This is a genomic window from Shewanella sp. MBTL60-007 (assembly GCF_019654915.1).
Classification (GTDB): domain Bacteria; phylum Pseudomonadota; class Gammaproteobacteria; order Enterobacterales; family Shewanellaceae; genus Shewanella.
The window spans coordinates 14,599-33,806 of the sequence record NZ_BPET01000049.1 but is presented as its reverse complement, the minus strand read 5'-3'; the positions used below and the strand labels follow the sequence as shown (position 1 = coordinate 33,806).

The 19,208-nt window shown below is 44.0% G+C and carries 14 protein-coding genes; 6 read left to right on the top strand and 8 right to left on the bottom strand.

What is annotated here, in order from left to right; translation table 11 throughout:
* Positions 1–112 precede the first annotated feature (112 nt).
* Positions 113–2,128, top strand: a complete 2,016-nt coding sequence (locus K5Q92_RS17425; protein WP_220770190.1) for an FAD-dependent oxidoreductase — start codon at positions 113–115, stop codon at positions 2,126–2,128.
* 293 nt (positions 2,129–2,421) lie between these two features.
* On the top strand, positions 2,422–2,784 hold the full coding sequence (locus K5Q92_RS17420) for a YgiW/YdeI family stress tolerance OB fold protein (RefSeq protein WP_220770189.1): 363 nt from the start codon (positions 2,422–2,424) through the stop codon (positions 2,782–2,784).
* Between the two features lie 131 nt (positions 2,785–2,915).
* On the opposite strand, the gene K5Q92_RS17415 is transcribed toward K5Q92_RS17420, so the two are convergent.
* From K5Q92_RS17415 to ubiG, 6 genes are all read right to left on the bottom strand, one after another.
* Entirely contained in the window at positions 2,916–3,791 is an 876-nt protein-coding gene (locus tag K5Q92_RS17415; protein WP_220770188.1) for a hypothetical protein, read from the bottom strand.
* A gap of 150 nt (positions 3,792–3,941) precedes the next feature.
* On the bottom strand, positions 3,942–4,319 hold the full coding sequence (yfaE, locus tag K5Q92_RS17410; protein WP_220770187.1) for a class I ribonucleotide reductase maintenance protein YfaE: 378 nt from the start codon (positions 4,317–4,319) through the stop codon (positions 3,942–3,944).
* On the bottom strand, positions 4,294–5,424 hold the full coding sequence (nrdB, locus tag K5Q92_RS17405) for a class Ia ribonucleoside-diphosphate reductase subunit beta (RefSeq protein WP_220770186.1): 1,131 nt from the start codon (positions 5,422–5,424) through the stop codon (positions 4,294–4,296). Before nrdB ends, yfaE begins: the two co-directional genes overlap by 26 nt.
* A gap of 72 nt (positions 5,425–5,496) precedes the next feature.
* Entirely contained in the window at positions 5,497–7,785 is a 2,289-nt protein-coding gene (nrdA, locus tag K5Q92_RS17400; RefSeq protein ID WP_220770185.1) for a class 1a ribonucleoside-diphosphate reductase subunit alpha, read from the bottom strand.
* Positions 7,786–8,244: 459 nt separating this feature from the next.
* On the bottom strand, positions 8,245–8,922 hold the full coding sequence (locus K5Q92_RS17395; RefSeq protein WP_220770184.1) for an HAD family hydrolase: 678 nt from the start codon (positions 8,920–8,922) through the stop codon (positions 8,245–8,247).
* Positions 8,915–9,625, bottom strand: a complete 711-nt coding sequence (ubiG, locus tag K5Q92_RS17390) for a bifunctional 2-polyprenyl-6-hydroxyphenol methylase/3-demethylubiquinol 3-O-methyltransferase UbiG (RefSeq protein WP_220770183.1) — start codon at positions 9,623–9,625, stop codon at positions 8,915–8,917. Before ubiG ends, K5Q92_RS17395 begins: the two co-directional genes overlap by 8 nt.
* A gap of 280 nt (positions 9,626–9,905) precedes the next feature.
* Here ubiG and gyrA point away from each other — a divergent pair, with 280 nt between their 5' ends.
* Positions 9,906–12,617, top strand: a complete 2,712-nt coding sequence (gene gyrA, locus K5Q92_RS17385; RefSeq protein WP_220770182.1) for a DNA gyrase subunit A — start codon at positions 9,906–9,908, stop codon at positions 12,615–12,617.
* A 101-nt stretch (positions 12,618–12,718) separates the two neighbouring features.
* Here gyrA and K5Q92_RS17380 read toward each other — a convergent pair whose 3' ends face one another.
* Entirely contained in the window at positions 12,719–13,876 is a 1,158-nt protein-coding gene (locus K5Q92_RS17380; protein ID WP_220770181.1) for a serine hydrolase, read from the bottom strand.
* Between the two features lie 361 nt (positions 13,877–14,237).
* Here K5Q92_RS17380 and serC point away from each other — a divergent pair, with 361 nt between their 5' ends.
* The gene (gene serC, locus K5Q92_RS17375) at positions 14,238–15,329 is read left to right on the top strand and encodes a 3-phosphoserine/phosphohydroxythreonine transaminase (protein WP_220770180.1); all 1,092 of its coding nucleotides are present in this window, start codon (positions 14,238–14,240) and stop codon (positions 15,327–15,329) included.
* A gap of 91 nt (positions 15,330–15,420) precedes the next feature.
* Here serC and K5Q92_RS17370 read toward each other — a convergent pair whose 3' ends face one another.
* Positions 15,421–16,614 carry an amino acid aminotransferase gene (locus K5Q92_RS17370; RefSeq protein WP_220770179.1) on the bottom strand — a complete coding sequence of 398 codons (1,194 nt, stop codon included), beginning with the start codon at positions 16,612–16,614 and terminating at the stop codon, positions 15,421–15,423.
* A gap of 410 nt (positions 16,615–17,024) precedes the next feature.
* Here K5Q92_RS17370 and aroA point away from each other — a divergent pair, with 410 nt between their 5' ends.
* A complete protein-coding gene (gene aroA / locus K5Q92_RS17365; protein WP_220770178.1) occupies positions 17,025–18,305 on the top strand; it encodes a 3-phosphoshikimate 1-carboxyvinyltransferase in 1,281 nt (426 codons plus the stop codon).
* A gap of 180 nt (positions 18,306–18,485) precedes the next feature.
* A complete protein-coding gene (cmk, locus tag K5Q92_RS17360) occupies positions 18,486–19,178 on the top strand; it encodes a (d)CMP kinase (RefSeq protein ID WP_220770177.1) in 693 nt (230 codons plus the stop codon).
* Positions 19,179–19,208: the final 30 nt, after the last annotated feature.

Sequence of the window (19,208 nt, the reverse complement as noted above, 5' to 3'; positions counted from 1 at the left end):
TTTCGCCCGAAAGGAAAACTCAATTGTAAAGGAATCTATTCATCCGCTTATTGAGCTTATTGTTTACTCAGGGTATGCTGGATTAAATCACTTGTTTAAAAAGGATGTTTGAATGTCGTTTCCGCATTTATTAGAACCCTTAGATCTGGGATTTACCCAGTTAAAAAACCGCGTATTGATGGGATCAATGCACACAGGTTTAGAAGAAGAAAAGGGCGGCTTTGAGAAACTGGCAGCGTTTTATAAAGAGCGCGCACTCGGTGGTGTTGGATTAATCGTCACTGGTGGGATATCACCTAATCTACGAGGGCGCCTAGCGCCTAATGCCTGCCAACTGAGTTTTCCTTGGCAGGTTAAGAAACATACCATAGTGACCAAGGCGGTACATGAGGCGGGGGGCAAGATCTGCATGCAATTACTGCACGCAGGACGCTACGGTTATCACCCTTTCTCGAGTGCACCAAGTAAGATCAAATCGCCTATCACGCCATTTACTCCATCGGCGATGTCCACACGACAGGTTGCTTCCACGATTAAAGATTATGCTACCAGCGCGGCTTTAGCTAAAAAAGCAGGCTATGATGGTGTCGAAGTAATGGGAAGTGAAGGCTATCTGATTAACCAATTTATTAGCTCTCGTACCAATAAGCGAACCGATAAATGGGGCGGAGCGTTTGAGAGTCGTGCTCAATTCCCAATCGAAATAGTGAAGCAAATCCGCGCTAAGGTCGGTGCTGATTTTATTATCATCTTTAGATTATCGATGCTTGATCTGGTTGATAATGGATCAACTTGGGAAGAGGTTGTCCAACTCGCTAAGTGGCTCGAACAGGCGGGCGTGACGATTATCAATACAGGGATCGGTTGGCATGAAGCCCGTGTACCGACTATCGCCACGAGTGTACCTCGAGGCGCATTTGCTTGGGTGACCGAGCGCCTGATGAAAGAGATGTCAATTCCGCTTATCGCTACTAACCGCATTAACACTCCTGAAATTGCCGAGCATATTATCTCTTCAGGTCAGGCAGATATGGTGTCCATGGCACGCCCATTCCTCGCCGATCCTGAGTTTGTTAATAAGGCTGCAGCTAATACGCCGGAGCTTATCAACACCTGTATTGGTTGTAATCAGGCATGTCTCGACCATACCTTCTCACTAAAGCGCGCCACTTGCCTTGTCAACCCAAGAGCATGTTATGAAACTGAGCTTAACTTCACTCCAGTACAAAAGAAGAAGCGCATTGCCGTGATGGGAGCGGGACCTGCTGGCATGGCATTCTCGATTTATGCCGCGAGTCGCGGCCATGAAGTGGTATTGTTTGAGGCTAAACCGGAAGTGGGCGGGCAGTTTAATCTTGCACGTAAGATCCCAGGCAAAGAAGAGTTTAATGAAACTATCCGTTACTTTCTGAATCAGATGAAGCTTCATAATGTGGAGCTACGTTTAAACACCCGCCTCGATGCTAGTGTCGTCCGTGACGAGAAATTTGACGAAATTGTTATGTCATCAGGCGTCAGACCAAGACCTATCGATTTACCCGGTTTCGATAGCCCTAAAGTCGTCGATTATCAACAAGTTCTCAATGGCGAGGTAGAGATTGGCCGAAAGGTGGCACTCATAGGTGCTGGCGGAATTGGATTCGATATGGCCCATTTCCTGTGTGAATCTGAGTCTTCAACTCTAGACTTAAATCGTTGGTTAAAACAGTGGGGCATAGACAAAGAATATAAGCAGCCTGGCGGTTTGACTGAGCCAGTACCTGAAGATAAGCATCGTGAAGTGTACTTGCTACAACGTAAAACCACCAAGATGGGCAAGGGCTTAGGTAAAACCACAGGTTGGATCCACCGCTCTGTATTAAAGCAACATCAAGTATCGATGAAAACGGGTGTCAGCTACGAGAAATTCGACGAGCAGGGCCTGCATATCAAGGTCGATGGTAATGCCCAAGTGTTGGATGTGGATAATGTCATCTTGTGTGCTGGCCAAGTATCAAATACTGAGCTTGTGGATGAGATGAAATCTACTGGCATACCTGTTCACCTTATCGGTGGCGTCGATGTTGCGGCTGAACTTGATGCCAAGCGCGCAATCCGCCAAGGTGCGGAGTTAGCCATCGCACTCTAATCTGTTGTCGCTTCTAAAGAAAACCTGCTTCTGTTTCATGCATTAGCAGGTTTTTTTATTGTTGTTTAAAGGTGTAGGATTGAGAACAAGAGGCAAATAGATATCATCGTTGGGGCTTTTACAAGGGATTGTATCGCCCCTTTGTGCTGTTTTACTCCTAAGACCAAATTTTAACTTTTAATCCTCTTGTTATTTCACGCTTTGTTCACGAGTGATCAATTATCGTTTTTAGAGAAGTATGAGCATTGAAATGCGCATGTACTAAAGTGTGAATTTTTAAAGGAAATAAAGGCATGAACAAAGTCTTATTAGTAAGTGTATTGGTACTCGCATCATCTAGTGTATTCGCAGGTCAAACGACTGAAAACAAGGGCGGATTTATAGGCCCTAGTAACGTAAAGGTTCAGACGGTTGCTGTGGCTTTAGAAGCGAAAGATGACACACAAGTTATGTTAACCGGTTACATTGATGCGAGCTTAGGTGACGAAGAATATAAATTTAGGGATGACACAGGTGAGATTATTATTGAGATTGACGATCGCGATTGGAAAGGCGTAGAGGCAACACCTGAAACCAAAATAGTTATTCAGGGTGAAGTCGATAGCGGCTGGTCATATACAACTATCGATGTTGATTCGGTTCGATTGGCAAAATAGCCTTATATCCGTTTTGAACTAACACAATTAGGCTCGATTAGACCAGTTGCATTCGCTGCTGGTCTTTTTTGTTTTTATTGCATAGGCGGCTGGCGAGTTTGGCAGAGAAATAGTTGGTCTAACGTGTCTTGTTAGAACAGCTTTTGCTTTGCGGGGCTCATTTGTTGACAATATGCTAGTCGGTATCGAATGCCATCCAAATATTGAGAAGCGTGATTATTATTTAAATACCAAAAACCTGAATTCATATCAGTTTTTTGATTAAAAAACATCTGCTCGCTGGCTAATAATTTTTCCTGACTTGAATGCTGTAACCAGCTTTCAATGGGGCTTGTTGATAGATAAATTAGGAGCGCCAACATCTCATTCGGTGAAGTTGTTTTATCTAAAGATTTCTGACGTAATTTAGCAAGCAATTCAAAAGGGCACTGGTGGGTATAGTCAACCGTATTAGAAGTGATGTGGGGAGCTAAACCCGTGTCTGATGAAGGTGAGCTTAAATATAATTCTGGCCAGTTAAGGTTAGCTTTGGCTAGATCTAATGCAATTCGACGTTCACCAAGCCAATTATGAACTATGCAAGGTAAGTGCGCATCACTCGCCATGGTGAGATTACGCTTAAGGCTTGGCAATAGTGACATACGTTTCACATCTAATTGGGCCGCAAGTTTTGCCATCAAAACTATGGTTACCAAGCCTGTAGAAGGCCAACAATGAAGCTGTTTTTCTAATGACTCTGCTACCTCAATCAGTTGCAGGGTTAATGACTCTAGTTCATTTTTAGGAAATGGCCCTGACACAACAAAAGGACAGTTTGAGCCTGCAAATGGGCCATTACTTATGTTGATGAGTGCACTGTTTTTTGAGTTTGCTTGGTTGGGGGATTTTGTACCGTTAAAAATGAAGGTGGCGCCGTCCGGTGGAAGCTGCCATTCTCCATTCGCGTTACCTATGATGGTCACTTTCGTTAATACTGATAATAGTTGAGGGGGATTGTCTGCTTGCATACTAACCTTTAGAGTGAGTTCCTTTCGTAGGTCATTATACTCAGTAGAGCAAAAAATGCTCGTTGCAACTGTCTTGCACTAACTTAGCGGTAGTTTTATCGTATTAAATACACCACTCAAGGGCGTAGCCAATATTGTAAGAGAGCAGAGTTAAATCCCTTTTGTAACAGCTGATTTATCGCTGGGCATGCGTACAACCATCTCAGCCCCTTCGGCTGAAAGGGCTAAATCGATATCGCCGTCAGGGGCGCAGCAGCAGGGCAAGCATTCATCAGCTTCTAACGATACAAGTGGCTCACGGATATAAGTGACTTTTCCGCTTTTGACCTTAGTTTTGCACTGGCCACAATAACCACTTCGACACTCAGAGAATATCTTTACTCGTTTTTGTTCAAGTGCTTCAAGCAAGGTTAAGTGTTGCTGATTAAACAGCAACACAGGCATGCCTTGAAGGCTCACGATAGGAGCCTTCTTAAAGCTAGCTTGACTAAAGTTGGCCGGCTTAAAGGTCAAAGTCTGAAAACTCATCTTCGTCGATAGAAGAGTCGATTTGACCCACGAGGTAAGATGAGACCTCTACCTCTTGGGGAGCTACCTGAACAGAGTCGCTCTCCAACCAGTTTTTCATCCAAGGAAGTGGGTTGCTCTTCTCTTCATATGGCGATGCGAGATTAACGGCTTTCATGCGCTCGTTAGTGATGTATTCAACATACTGACATAGGATATGCTCGTTCAGACCGATCATTGAACCATCTTTGAATAGGTATTTAGCCCACTCTTTTTCCTGCTCAGCAGCTTTAACGAAGATGTCGATAGCCGTTTGTTCACACTCTTTAGCAATCTCTGCCATTTCTGGGTCGTCTTTGCCACCTTGCATGATTTTCAAAATATGCTGGGTGCTGTTAAGGTGTAGCGCTTCATCGCGAGCGATTAGACGAATAATTTTCGCATTGCCTTCCATTACCTTACGCTCTGCAAATGCAAATGAGCAGGCGAAGCTAACGTAAAATCGGATTGCTTCTAGCACGTTAACCGACATCATACATAGGTATAGGGCTTTTTTGATTTCACGTTTAGTGACTTCAACTACTTCACCTTCGATCTCATGTTTGCCTTCACCATGTAGGTGGTAAGCTTGGCTTAATTTGATCAAGTCATCGTAGTAATTAGCAATGTCACTTGCGCGCTTTAAAATCTCTTCGTTTTGCACGATGTCATCAAATACGATTGAAGGATCGTTAACAATATTACGAATAATATGGGTGTATGAGCGCGAGTGAATCGTTTCTGAGAAGGACCATGTTTCAATCCAGGTCTCTAGCTCTGGTAGCGACACTAAAGGTAAAAACGCCACGTTTGGCGAACGGCCTTGAATTGAATCGAGTAGCGTTTGATACTTAAGGTTTGAGATGAAAATATGCTTTTCATGCTCTGGCAGGGCAGCGTAATCGATTTTATCGCGGCTAACGTCAACCTCTTCTGGACGCCAGAAGAAGGAAAGCTGTTTTTCGATCAGCTTTTCGAATACTTCATATTTTTGTTGATCATAACGCGCTACGTTAACTGATTGCCCAAGAAACATAGGCTCTAGCATTGCATTGTTTGGAGTTTGACAAAATGTTGAATAGGCCATTTTTCTATCTTCCGATAACGGGGGCTAGGCCCCCTTAAATTAACGTTTAATACTAATGATTAAAATCTTGGGTTAGATCTTACATGCGCCGCCAGCGCAACTGTCATCTTCTTTCTCGACGGCAGTGATATCGTCATGACTATCTGAAGCTCCATCACGAGTATTGTGATAGTAAAGTGTCTTCACACCATATTTGTAAGCGGTTAATAAGTCTTTTAGCAGTACCTTCATCGGTACGCGGCCACCTTCAAAACGAGTTGGGTCGTAGTTGGTGTTTGCTGAAATCGACTGATCGACAAATTTTTGCATTAAACCCACTAGCTGTAAGTAACCATCGTTACTTGGCATTTGCCATAGTAGCTCATAGCTGTACTGGTACTTTTCAAAGTCTGGAACAACTTGCTTTAGCTGACCATCTTTACTGGCTTTAACGCTGATTAAACCTCGTGGTGGCTCGATGCCGTTAGTTGCGTTAGAGATCTGCGAAGAGGTCTCAGACGGCATTAGCGCAGACAGGGTTGAGTTACGTAGACCGTGAGTCTTGATCTCTTCACGCAGTGTTTCCCAGTCTAGATGTAACGGCTCATCACAGATCTTGTCTAGATCGCGCTTGTAGGTATCAATTGGCAAAATACCTTTAGCGTAAGTTGTCTCATGGAATGCAGGGCAGGCGCCTTGTTCTTGAGCTAGCTTCATTGACGCTTTCAATAGGTAGAATTGAATCGCTTCAAATGTCTTGTGGGTAATGCCGTTGGCTGAGCCATCAGAGTAACGCACGCCTTCCTTCGCTAAGTAATTAGCAAAGTTAATCACGCCTATACCAAGAGTACGGCGGTTCATCGATGCTTTCTTAGCAGAGATGATCGGGTAATCTTGATAATCTAATAAGTTATCTAGCGCACGTACTGCAAGATCGGCCAATGGCTCGAGCTCTTCAAGTTTCTTAATCGCGCCTAAGTTCAATGCCGACAGTGTACAAAGCGCAATTTCGCCATCTGGGTCGTTAATGTTATTTAACGGCTTAGTTGGTAGGGCAATTTCTAAACATAAGTTAGACTGACGAACTGGTGCAACCTTAGAGTCAAATGGACTGTGGGTATTACAGTGGTCAACGTTTTGAATGTAGATCCGGCCAGTAGAGGCACGCTCTTGCATCATTAACGAGAACAACTCAACCGCTTTGATCTGCTTTTTGCGGATGCTAGGATCGGCTTCATACTTAAGATACAGACGCTCAAATTCTTCTTGATCTTCAAAGAATGCATCGTACATACCAGGTACATCAGATGGGCTGAACAAACTGATCATGCCACCTTGAATAAGACGTTGATACATTATCTTGTTGATCTGTACACCGTAGTCCAAGTGACGAATACGGTTATCATCCACACCACGGTTGTTCTTAAGTACTAATAGTGATTCAACTTCTAAGTGCCACATAGGGTAGAAGAGAGTTGCTGCACCACCACGTACGCCGCCTTGAGAGCATGACTTAACCGCCGTTTGGAAGTACTTGTAAAAAGGTAAGCAACCCGTATGGAATGCTTCACCGCCACGAATTGGGCTACCAAGTGCACGAATACGGCCTGCGTTGACCCCGATACCTGCGCGCTGAGATACGTACTTAACGATTGAAGAAGAGGTCGCGTTAATTGAGTCTAAGCTGTCGCCACATTCAATCAATACACAAGAGCTGAATTGGCGCGTAGGCGTACGCACACCAGCCATAATTGGTGTTGGCAGTGAGATCTTGAATGTTGAGGTCGCATCGTAAAAATCTTTAACATACTGAAGGCGCGTGTCTTTTGGATACTTGGCAAATAAGCAAGCTGCAACCAAGATATAAAGGAACTGAGCACTTTCGTAGATCTCGTGGCTAACGCGGTTCTGAACCAGATACTTACCTTCTAGCTGTTTTACCGCGGCGTAAGAGAAATTCATATCACGCCAGTGATCGATGTAGCTGTCTAATGTATCAAGCTCTTCACGGCTATAATCTTCAAGAATATGTGTGTCGTACTTGCCTAGTTCAACCAGTTTAACCACATGATCGTATAGCTTAGGCGGTTCAAATTGACCGAAAGCTTTTTTACGTAAGTGGAAAATAGCTAAGCGCGCAGACAGAAACTGGTAGTCTGGTGACTCAGGTGAGATCAGATCTGCAGCCGCTTTAATGATAGTCTCATGGATGGCTTCTGTTGCAATGCCATCGAAAAACTGCAGATGAGAGCGCAGCTCTACTTCAGATACAGAGACATTGTTGAGTCCTTTTGCCGCCCATTCAATAACGCGATGGATCTTGTCTAGATCGATAGTCTCACGTTCGCCACTACGCTTGGTGACTGTCATATTGCTATTCATTAACGATAAACCTTGGTTTTTATATTTATGAAAGTGACCTGTGTAGGCGCACCGTACGTTTCCCTGTAAACAAACAGATTTTAACCGAAAATCGGGGAGTTCCTTTTTGTTGACACAAACGACTAAATAGTGCCTACCTCTATCACTCACACACTATATATGGTGTTTTGAGATTCAATAGCTACAAGATAGTGAGGTTGTTGGTTTTTTGCAAGTGGGAATTTAGGGGACAAGTTGTGGATATCTTGAGGATAATCGAACCTGTTAGTAATGGCTAACCGTTAAAGCTTGTTTTGGTTTGATTTCCTTTTAAAAGGTTAACAATTAAACAAATAAAAATGTTCTGTCAGATCGCCACTTACTTGAGCGATCTAAGCAGAACATTTTTACAACTATTAGTGTGAAGTATTCAAGCCTAGCACTTTAGAGTTGAAAACTTGTTCAGCTGTAAAGTTAATTCTACTGAGCAAGTGTAAAAAAGTCTGCTAAATGATCGCCAGTCTCAAAACTGAGATCAGCAGGCCAAAGCGAAACATCATCATTGGCACCAATATAACCCCATAGTGCAAGCCCTGAGATCATATTGGCCGCTTTTGCCGCAATAAGGTCGCGCTCTGCATCACCAAGATAAAGGATATGCTCTGGGAGGACTTTTAGCTGCTGAGCGGCTAAGTGCATAGGTGCGGTATGGGGCTTAGCGTAAAGGGTTGTGTCGCCACTAATCACCGCCGGCATTTGGGCCGTAAGGCCTAATCTGTTTAAAAGCGGGCGTGAAAAGCGTGCTGGTTTATTGGTGACTACGCCATAGGGAATGGCTAAATGATTCAGTCTATCCAATAGTCTATCTAACCCATTAAACAGTTTGCAGTCGTCGCCGTTAATCAACTCATAATGATCAAAAAGCGATTGCTGTAACTGAGCAATATACTGTTCTTCAATGGCTGGCAGGGCGGCTTTAATCATTGCAATACTGCCATGAGACGCACTGTCGCGGATTTGTTCAAACGGTACACGCGAGTGGCCTAAGGCTTCTAAACTCATATTGAGCGCTTCAATCATATCGGGCGCAGTATCGGCCAGCGTACCATCTAGATCAAACAGTACGCCTTTGATTTTTAATGCTTCAGCCTTAGTCATTCTTAACTGTCGCAATCATGTAGTTAACTTCAAGACTTTTGGTATACCTAAAGATATCGGTAATCGGATTATAGGTGATCCCACAAGCATCTTTACAAAACAGCTCTGCATTTTCAGCCAGCTCAATAAGCTCTGATGGTTTAATAAATTTATTATGATCGTGAGTGCCAACAGGTAGCATCTTTAGTACATATTCAGCACCTAGAATGGTTTCAACATAGGCACGTAGATTACGGTTAATAGTTGAGAAGAACACATATCCGCCAGGTTTGACCATATCGGCGCAGGCTTGAATGACCGAACTAGGGTTAGGGACATGCTCAAGCATCTCCATACACGTCACTACATCATAATGACCACGATGTTCATCGCGATGTGCTTCGGCAGTGTTCTTTATATAGTTTATCTCCACACCCGTTTCTAAGGCGTGAAGTCTAGCAACATCAAGGGGCTCTTCTCCCATATCGAGCCCGGTTACATGGGCGCCGATTCTTGCCATGCTTTCAGATAAAATACCACCACCGCAACCGACATCCAGTACCTGCTTACCAAAAATGCCACCAGCGGTTTGATCAATATAGTTAAGACGTAGTGGATTTAAGTTGTGTAGCGGCTTAAATTCACCTTTGGGGTCCCACCAAGTAGCGGCCATCTTTTCAAACTTCGCGATCTCTTGTGGATCAACATTGCTATGTGTTTGCACTTTAATTACCTCACAGTGACAAATCCGTATTTAGCTCAGATTATAATGAATAGTGGCAAGAAACAAACAAGTTATGATTTTGTGGAACAAAGTGGTGATTTATTGCGCCTATGCCTTGATTTTAATCAAGTGAATTGACTTTATCTGGTTATTTAAAATGAATCGATATTTGGGTCTAGCGCCATTAAATAACTGTGTTAGAATGCCAAATCACGTTTTCAAGCTTAGCTATTTTAGGAAATAGAAATAGCTCGCTAAATTTCAGGGGATCGAGCAGTTTATGACTGATCTGGCTTCATCTATAACACCAATTAATATTGAAGACGAATTAAAGAATTCATACTTAGATTACGCCATGAGCGTAATCGTTGGTCGCGCACTGCCTGACGTTCGAGACGGCCTTAAGCCTGTACATCGCCGCGTGCTATTCGCGATGAATGAATTGAAGAACGACTGGAACAAGCCTTATAAAAAGTCTGCCCGTGTCGTTGGTGACGTAATCGGTAAATATCACCCACACGGTGATACGGCTGTTTATGACACGATTGTTCGTCTGGCTCAGCCATTTTCCATGCGTTATCCGTTAATCGATGGTCAAGGTAACTTCGGTTCCGTTGACGGCGATGCGGCAGCGGCAATGCGTTATACCGAAATCCGTATGGACAAGTTAGCGCACCAGCTATTGGCTGACTTAGATAAAGAGACGGTTGATTTCGTCCCTAACTACGACGGCACAGAATTTATTCCAGCGGTATTACCGACCCGAATCCCAGCACTGTTAGTCAACGGTTCATCAGGTATTGCGGTTGGTATGGCGACTAACATTCCGCCACACAACTTAAATGAAGTGATCAGTGGCTGTTTGGCACTTATCGAAGACCCAGCACTGTCAATTGAACAGTTGATGGAGCACATCCCTGGTCCAGACTTCCCAACAGCAGCAATTATCAACGGCCGTAAAGGTATCATCGATGCTTATAAGACAGGTCGTGGTCGCGCCGTTATGCGTGCTCGTGCTGAAATTGAGGAAGAGAATGGCCGTGAGCGTATTATCGTTCATGAGATCCCTTATCAAGTAAACAAGGCGCGTTTGATCGAAAAGATCGCTGAGCTGGTAAAAGATAAGAAGATCGAAGGTATTAGCGGTCTACGCGACGAGTCAGATAAAGACGGTATGCGTATCGTTGTCGAGATCAAGCGTGGCGAAGTGGGTGAGGTTGTACTTAATAACCTATATGCACAAACTCAAATGCAGTGTTCTTTCGGTATTAACATGGTTGCACTGACCAATGGTCAGCCAAAACTGTTTAACCTTAAAGAGATGCTAGAGTGCTTTATCCTTCACCGCCGTGAAGTCGTCACACGTCGTACCGTATTTGAACTGCGTAAGGCCCGTGAAAGAGCACATATTCTAGAAGCATTAGCGGTTGCACTCGCTAACATCGATCCGATCATTGCCTTGATCAAAGCCTCTCCAACTCCTGCTGAAGCAAAAGTTAAGTTGGTTGCACAGGGCTGGGAGCTTGGCCACGTTAAAGGCATGCTTGAGAAAGCCGGCGATGATGCTGCGCGTCCAGAGTGGTTAGAACCTGAATACGGTATTCGTGATGGTCAGTACTACCTGACTGAGCAGCAAGCTCAAGCGATTCTAGAACTGCGCCTACACCGTCTAACGGGTCTAGAGCATGACAAGATCATTGCTGAATACGAAGAACTGTTAGAGGTTATTGCAGCATTACTACTTATCCTAAGCAGCCCACAGCGCTTGATGGAAGTAATCAAAGAAGAACTTGAAGAAGTACTTGAAAACTTTGGTGATGCGCGACGCACTGTGATCAACGCTAATGAAGTTGATATGAGCCTTGAAGATCTTATCAATGAAGAAGATGTTGTAGTAACACTGTCACACTTAGGCTACGCCAAGTATCAGGCTCTGTCTGACTATCAAGCACAGCGTCGTGGTGGTAAGGGTAAAGCCGCAACTAAGGTTAAAGACGAAGATTTCGTTGAGAAACTATTAGTTGCCAATACCCACGACACCATCTTGTGTTTCTCTGACTTTGGTAAGATGTACTGGTTGAAGGTATATCAATTGCCATTGGCGAGTCGTACAGCCCGTGGTCGCCCGATTGTTAACTTACTGCCATTGGCAGAAGGTGAGCGTATCACCGCGATTCTACCTGTACGCGAATATGCTGAAGATAAGTATATCATCATGGCAACTTCTCACGGTACCGTGAAGAAGACGGCCTTGACAGCTTATAGTAACCCTCGCGCAAACGGCATCATTGCAGTTAACCTGAAAGATGGTGATCAGCTAATTGGTGTTGATATTACCGATGGTAATGACGACATCATGTTGTTCTCAAACGAAGGTAAAGTGGTTCGATTTAACGAAAAAGCGCGTAGTTCTGAGACGGGTGAAGTGAAGATCGATCCAGAGACTGGCGAAGAAGTGATTGCTCTGCGTGCCATGGGACGTACTGCAACCGGTGTTCGCGGTATTAAGCTTGAAGACGGCCAAACTGTTGTATCGCTAATCGTACCTAAGGGTGATGGCGCGATCTTAACAGTAACCGAAAACGGATACGGTAAGCGTACTGAACTGTCTGAATACCCAGCTAAGAGTCGTGGTACTAAGGGTGTGGTTTCTATCAAGGTTAGCGAGCGTAATGGCGCAGTAGTTGGCGCCGTTCAAGTTGGCAGCAACGATGAAATCATGTTGATCAGCAACAAAGGTACCTTGGTTAGAACACCAGCAGAGGGCGTTTCGACAATAGGTCGTAACACTCAAGGTGTGACTATTATCCGTACTGCTGAAGATGAGAAAGTAGTTGGCCTACAGCGCATCGATGAGATCCAGGCGCCAGAAATTGAGCTTGATGAAGAGGGTAACCCGATCATCGTTGAAAGCTCTGCTGAAACTGAAGTTCAAGCAGAAGCAGTCAACAGCGAAGCCGATAGCACTGAAACACCAAAAACTGAAGATTAATATACATCAAGCTTGATGCTTTATTAATGTGACTAAAAAAGGATGCCATTGGCATCCTTTTTTGTTGCTGGTCTTATAGGACTAAAGCCGCCACTACAATGTTAAATACCTAGCTTGTCAGCTTGTTTAAATGCATCGCGCCAAAACTCTGCACTTAATTTAGCAATGACTCTCGATTCTCCATTGAGTAACATCGCCATTCCAATATTCAGTTCCGGAGAGTAGGAGACTTCTGCTACATAACCTGCTACCCAACCAGCATGGTAGATGAGCGGATGGCCATTAAACTCATAGACTCGCCAGCCTTTACCGTAATATGCACTATCAAGGTAGGGCCGCCAATCTCTGCGCCGTAGTTCTTTAGTGGTCTTTACCCCTGGCGTGGTTAAATCTTCAATGATATTGGCGGAAATGACCTCAGGGTTTTGCCCTAAATTGGCCATCAGCCATTTTGAAAGATCGTTAATACTTGCATTGACCCCAGCAGCAGGGGCTAGCTGATAATAGTTGGGTTTGACTTTTACCTTTCTAAAGCCTGATTTAGTTTTAACATGGGGCTCTGCTCGGTTGCTTGTATTTAGAAAAGCGTGGTAACCAACCGAGGCAGTACTCATACTCAAAGGTGAAAAAATTCGTTTCTGAATAAAGTTTGCATAGCTGAAGGTCGATTGTTGTTCTATGGCGCGCTCGATGAAGGAAAAGGCGACATTTTGATAACCGTAACAAACACCAGGTTGACAGATCGGCGTTAGCTCATCGAATTTACTGACAATCTTAGTGAAATTGACATTAGCATTGATGAGATTGTCATAACTATTTGGCATTAAGCCAGTGCTATGGCCAATAATGTGGCCAAGATTAATCTGTGCCGCATTTTGCTGCTCAGCCAAGGTGAATTCCGGTAAATAGCTCACTATAGGTTGTTGCCAGTCCAGCTTACCTTCTTCGACTAACATTGAGGCGAGTGTGCCGGCAAAGGTTTTGGAGACTGATGCAAGTCGAAATACAGTATCAGGATTAACGTTTTGGTTGCCGCCTTTGACTCTTTTGCCGTAGGTCCCCAGTTTTAAAACATTATCGGCTTCGACAATCACAAAGGCTCCACCGGGAACTTTGGACACTTTTAATTCATGGTTAAAGCGTTTTTTGAAGGTATTAGAAAGATCGGTATATTGCGACTCTGTTGCGTAAAGTTGCTGTAGTGGAAAGAAAGACCCTATAGATAAGGAGCCAGCCAAGAATATAGATTTTAAACGCATGTACAGATCCAATGTGCCGTTAAAACGGTCTGTTTAGTATGTTTTTTAGACTTTACTACTGAAAATGCCATTTATGTCAGTCGTGTTTGGTAATGCTAATTACCCAGTCTAGATCTCGAGTGCGCAATGTATTAAATGGGTTATATACAACATATCGCGACTTACTCTAACCTGAGTCGTATTCTAACCATTACGCTAACAAAATGCAGACACTAAAATTAAAAAATAGTGACCTGCTTAGATTAAAACTGATCACGGTTATTCGATATTTTCATGTTAGCTGCCAATAAGTTGGGATATACTGCTGTAAAGAATACTAATACCCTAATGTTTCTACTAAATATAATAGAAGGACAATACTGTGAGCGCGATTTTCAACTTCTGTGCAGGCCCAGCCATGTTGCCAACCGCTGTAATGCAAAAGGCTCAGAAAGAACTACTAAACTGGAATGACCAAGGTGTTTCCGTAATGGAAGTAAGTCATCGCAGTAAGGAATTTATCGCGTTAACCGAGCAAGCAGAATCTGATTTACGCCAGTTAATGGATATTCCGAGTAATTACCACGTGTTATTTATGCACGGCGGCGGTCGAGGTCAATTTTCTGCTGTTGTGAATAATTTTCTCGGCAACGACGGTAAGGCGCTTTATTTGGTAGACGGTAGCTGGTCAAAAGCGGCGGCAGAAGAAGCCGAAAAGTTGGCTGGTAAACAAAACATTGATACTTTACAAATCGTACAAAGTGTAGGCGGTCTGAATCAAGTTAACCTGCCTGATTTGAATCTAATAGACAAAGATTATCGCTACGTACATTACTGCCCAAACGAGACTGTAGATGGTATCGAAATTTTTGAAAGCATAAATAGTCCGTGGCCTGTCATTGCCGATATGTCGTCGAATATTCTGTCGCGTAAAATTGATGTTAGCCAGTTTGGGTTAATCTATGCGGGCGCGCAAAAGAATATTGGGCCATCGGGTTTAAGTATTGTAATCGTCCGAGATGACCTGCTGGCATTGCCGAGTCTGCCACAATCGTCAATTATGGATTACCGATTAGCAGTAGAAAACGATTCTATGTACAACACACCACCAACTTTTGCTTGGTACTTAGCGGCTGAAGTATTTAGCTGGTTGAAACAGGTAGGTGGTGTTGCCGAAATGGAGAAGCTCAATATTGAGAAGGCGAAACGACTCTATCAATGTATCGATGAGCTGGATTTCTACTTGAGTGGTGTGGCTAAAGAAAATCGTAGCCGTATGAATGTAACGTTCCAGCTAACTAATTCTGAGCTGGATAGTCAGTTCCTAGCAGAGGCTCAAGCGGCTGGTCTTGTTGCGCTTAAAGGTCACCGCAGTGTGGGTGGTATGCGCGCAAGTATCTACAATGCAATGCCATTAGAAGGGGTGGATACCCTAGTCGAATTTATGAAGGCGTTTGCTGCAAAACATAGCTAATCCCATCAATCCTTTGACGAAAAAGCCGATAATATAGATATTATCGGCTTTTTAATTGTAATTGTTTTAAAGCTTATTAAGTCGCTGAACCTTAAGAGATCACTTTAGCAATCGACTCTGCGAGGTAATCAACATTACCAGTGCCGATCCCTGCGATACTGATGCGACTAGAGTCCACCATATATACGCTGTAATGCTCTTGAAGTTCGGCTACCTGTGCAGGCGTTATCCCAAGGAAGGAGAACATGCCTTTTTGCTCTGCAATAAAGTCAAAGTTACGTTGAACACCTTTTTCTTTCAGTTTGCTCACTAGCATGGCGCGGTTGCCATTAATTCGCTCGCGCATCACTTTAAGCTCATCTAGCCACTCTTGCTTTAGCTCTTCTGAACCAAGAATGGTTTCAACAATGGCGGCACCATGTGCCGGTGGCATTGAGTAGATACAACGTACTACATATAAGAGCACTGAAAAGGCGATATCTGCACGTGTCGTGTCACTACCAATTATCGTGCAGGCACCGATGCGTTCACGATATAAGCCGAAATTCTTTGAACATGAGCTACAAAGGATCATGTTCTCGACCTTTGCTGCCATCTTACGCACACCGTAGGCATCTTCATCTACGCCATCTCCAAATCCTTGGTAAGCCATATCGATGAGTGGAGTAAAGCCTTTATCGACAGTGAGGTCGATAATCTCATCCCATTGTGCTGGAGATAAGTCAGCACCGCTTGGATTATGGCAACATGCGTGTAGCAGTACGACATCGTCAGCGCTCACATGGGATAGCGCAGCTTTCATCTCATCAAACTTCAATGTTTTGGTTTCGTAGTCGTAATAAGGGTAGGTTTTTACGGTTATACCAGCAGCTTCAAATAATCCGGTGTGATTGGCCCAAGTTGGATCGCTTACCCAGAGGACTGCATTTGGGTTGCAACGCTTGATAAAGTCCGCAGCAACCCTTAATGCGCCAGTGCCACCTGGCGTTGAAACTGTTCGTACGCGATTGGCGATAATTGCAGGGTGATCTGCGCCAAAAGCAAGTTCTGACATCAAGCGATTAAAGTCAGCCGAACCGGTGGGGCCTATGTAAACTTTGGTTGACTCTGTATCTAATCGGAACTTCTCGGCTTTTTTCACGCAGGTGAGAATTGGCGTGTGCCCAGCTTCATCTTTATAGACGCCAACGCCTAAATCGACTTTTTGAGGGTGGGTGTCTTCACGGTATTTAGTCAGCAAACCTAAGATGGGATCGGCTGGCATAGCGGTCAATTTGTTGAACATGTCAGAGTTTACCTTTTCTATGAGCGGCACGTTTAAAGCCGTTTATCGTTATAGCGTTAGATTAACGTAAATACGGCAATAGTGAACAGTAGTCATGGATTTTTTGATTATGAATTATTTTGGAAAATAATCATTCCACTTGGGTTAACCACTGAAGTTAACCGTCTATACTGGCGCGCGAAACTGTTAATTTTTACTACTTGAGTAGAATTTAACTATTAAAGGGGGATTTTACTAAAAAAACGGTTGAATCCTTCGCTGCAATGAGTAATTTTATAGCTACGAAGTTCAAACAAACGCATAGAAGACTGTCATTTTGTCGTGGTGACCGCATAAAGTCCGCTAGCATGAACATCTACTGTTAACCCGCAGGCGAGTTTGACTCCTGCAGCAATAATAAGAAGTATGCAATGAATCAATTACGTTTAGAGCCGATCAAAAAAGTATCAGGAACCATTAATATTCCAGGTTCAAAAAGCATTTCAAATCGTGCTTTATTATTGGCGACCCTCGCAAGAGGGACCACGACACTCACTAACTTACTCGACTCCGATGATATCCGATATATGTTGGCATCGCTGAAGCAGTTAGGCGTCAGCTATCGCCTGTCAGACAACAACACTGTTTGTGAATTAGAGGGCATTGGCGGTCCTTTAAATGCATCTGAACCACAGACTCTATTTTTGGGGAATGCTGGAACAGCAATGCGTCCTTTATGTGCGGCGCTGACATTAGGTCGAGGCGAGTTTACATTAACCGGCGAGCCCCGCATGGAAGAGCGACCAATCGGCGATTTGGTCGATGCATTACGTCAACTCGGGGCTAAGGTGACATACCTAAAAAATGATGGCTTTCCACCACTCGATATTACCTCTACAGGACTTAATGGTGGGGATGTTGAAATCGCGGGCGACCTATCTAGCCAATTTCTAACGGCGTTACTCATGGTTGCGCCTCTAGCAAAGGGTGATGTCAATATTAAAATTAAGGGCGAGTTAGTCTCAAAGCCCTATATAGATATTACGATCGCCCTAATGGCGCAGTTTGGTGTAGAAGTACAAAATAATAATTATGCCTCGTTTGTCATTAAAGCTGGGCAAAGTTACGTGTCGCCGGGTAAAGTGCTTGTTGAAGGTGACGCATCATCAGCATCGTATTTCCTCGCTGCGGGTGCCATTCAAGGCGGCGAAGTAAAGGTGACTGGCGTGGGTAAACTTAGTATCCAAGGTGATGTAAAGTTTGCCGATGTGCTTGAAAAGATGGGGGCAGAGATAGAGTGGGGTGATGATTATATTATTTCACGGGGCGCGGAACTTAATGCTGTCGATTTAGATATGAACCATATTCCCGATGCGGCCATGACGATTGCGACTACAGCGCTATTTGCTTCCGGCACCACCCATATTCGCAATATCTATAATTGGCGCATTAAAGAAACTGATCGCCTATCTGCAATGGCAACCGAGCTTCGAAAAGTGGGGGCGATTGTCGATGAAGGCCATGATTACATTAGTGTCACGCCACCAGCTAAGTTAACTACTGCAGCCATTGATACTTATAACGACCATCGTATGGCGATGTGTTTCTCTATGTTGGCGTTCGCCGATTGTGGGATCACCATTAACGAACCTGAGTGCACTTCCAAAACATTCCCCGATTATTTCAATCAATTTAATGCGCTTGCTAATTAAGCCATTACCTAAATAAGCCGGATAAAGCTTCAGGTGTTGTTTGTATAAACCTGAAGCTTAACTGGACCAAGTTCCCGAATATTTGAAGTTTTTGCCGCTTTCTTAAGTTACATGGTTTATAATGCGCGCGCTCATTTTTCGGTTATATCAAGGAAGATGGAATTTCTTGTGGAGGATTTTATGTCAGAAAGGGCGCCTGTTGTCACTGTTGACGGCCCGAGCGGTGCGGGAAAAGGTACTATTAGTCAGTTACTTGCTAAGCGATTAGGCTACAAGTTGCTCGATAGTGGTGCGATCTACCGTGTATTAGCGTTAGCGGCTATTCATCACAATGTAGAACTAGATAATGAAGAAGCGCTAACCTTACTAGCAGCACATTTGGATGTGCAGTTTGTAACTGGTAATGAAAGTAAAGGTATTAAAGTCGTATTAGAGGGCGAGGATGTATCGACAACGATACGTAGCCAAGAGTGCTCTAATGCGGCATCGAAAGTAGCGGCATTTCCACGGGTTAGGGAAGCGTTACTGCGTCGTCAGCGTGCATTTGCAGAAGCCCCAGGCTTGATCGCCGATGGTCGTGATATGGGCACTGTTGTATTTCCTGCTACGCCAGCCAAATTGTTTTTAACGGCAACGGCGGAAGAAAGGGCTCAAAGACGCTATAATCAGTTGCAGGACAAGGGCTTCGATGTTAATATCGATCAACTTTTGTCAGAGATAAAAGAGCGTGACGACCGCGATATGAATCGTAGTGTCGCACCTTTGGTGCCTGCCGAAGATGCTCTTGTCATCGATACGACGAACATAAACATTGAAGATGTGTTGGACATGGCGCTAACGCATATTCACCAAAAGCTCCAAGTTCCTGCATAAGCAGGGGCTTAACTATTCGTCAAACGGATG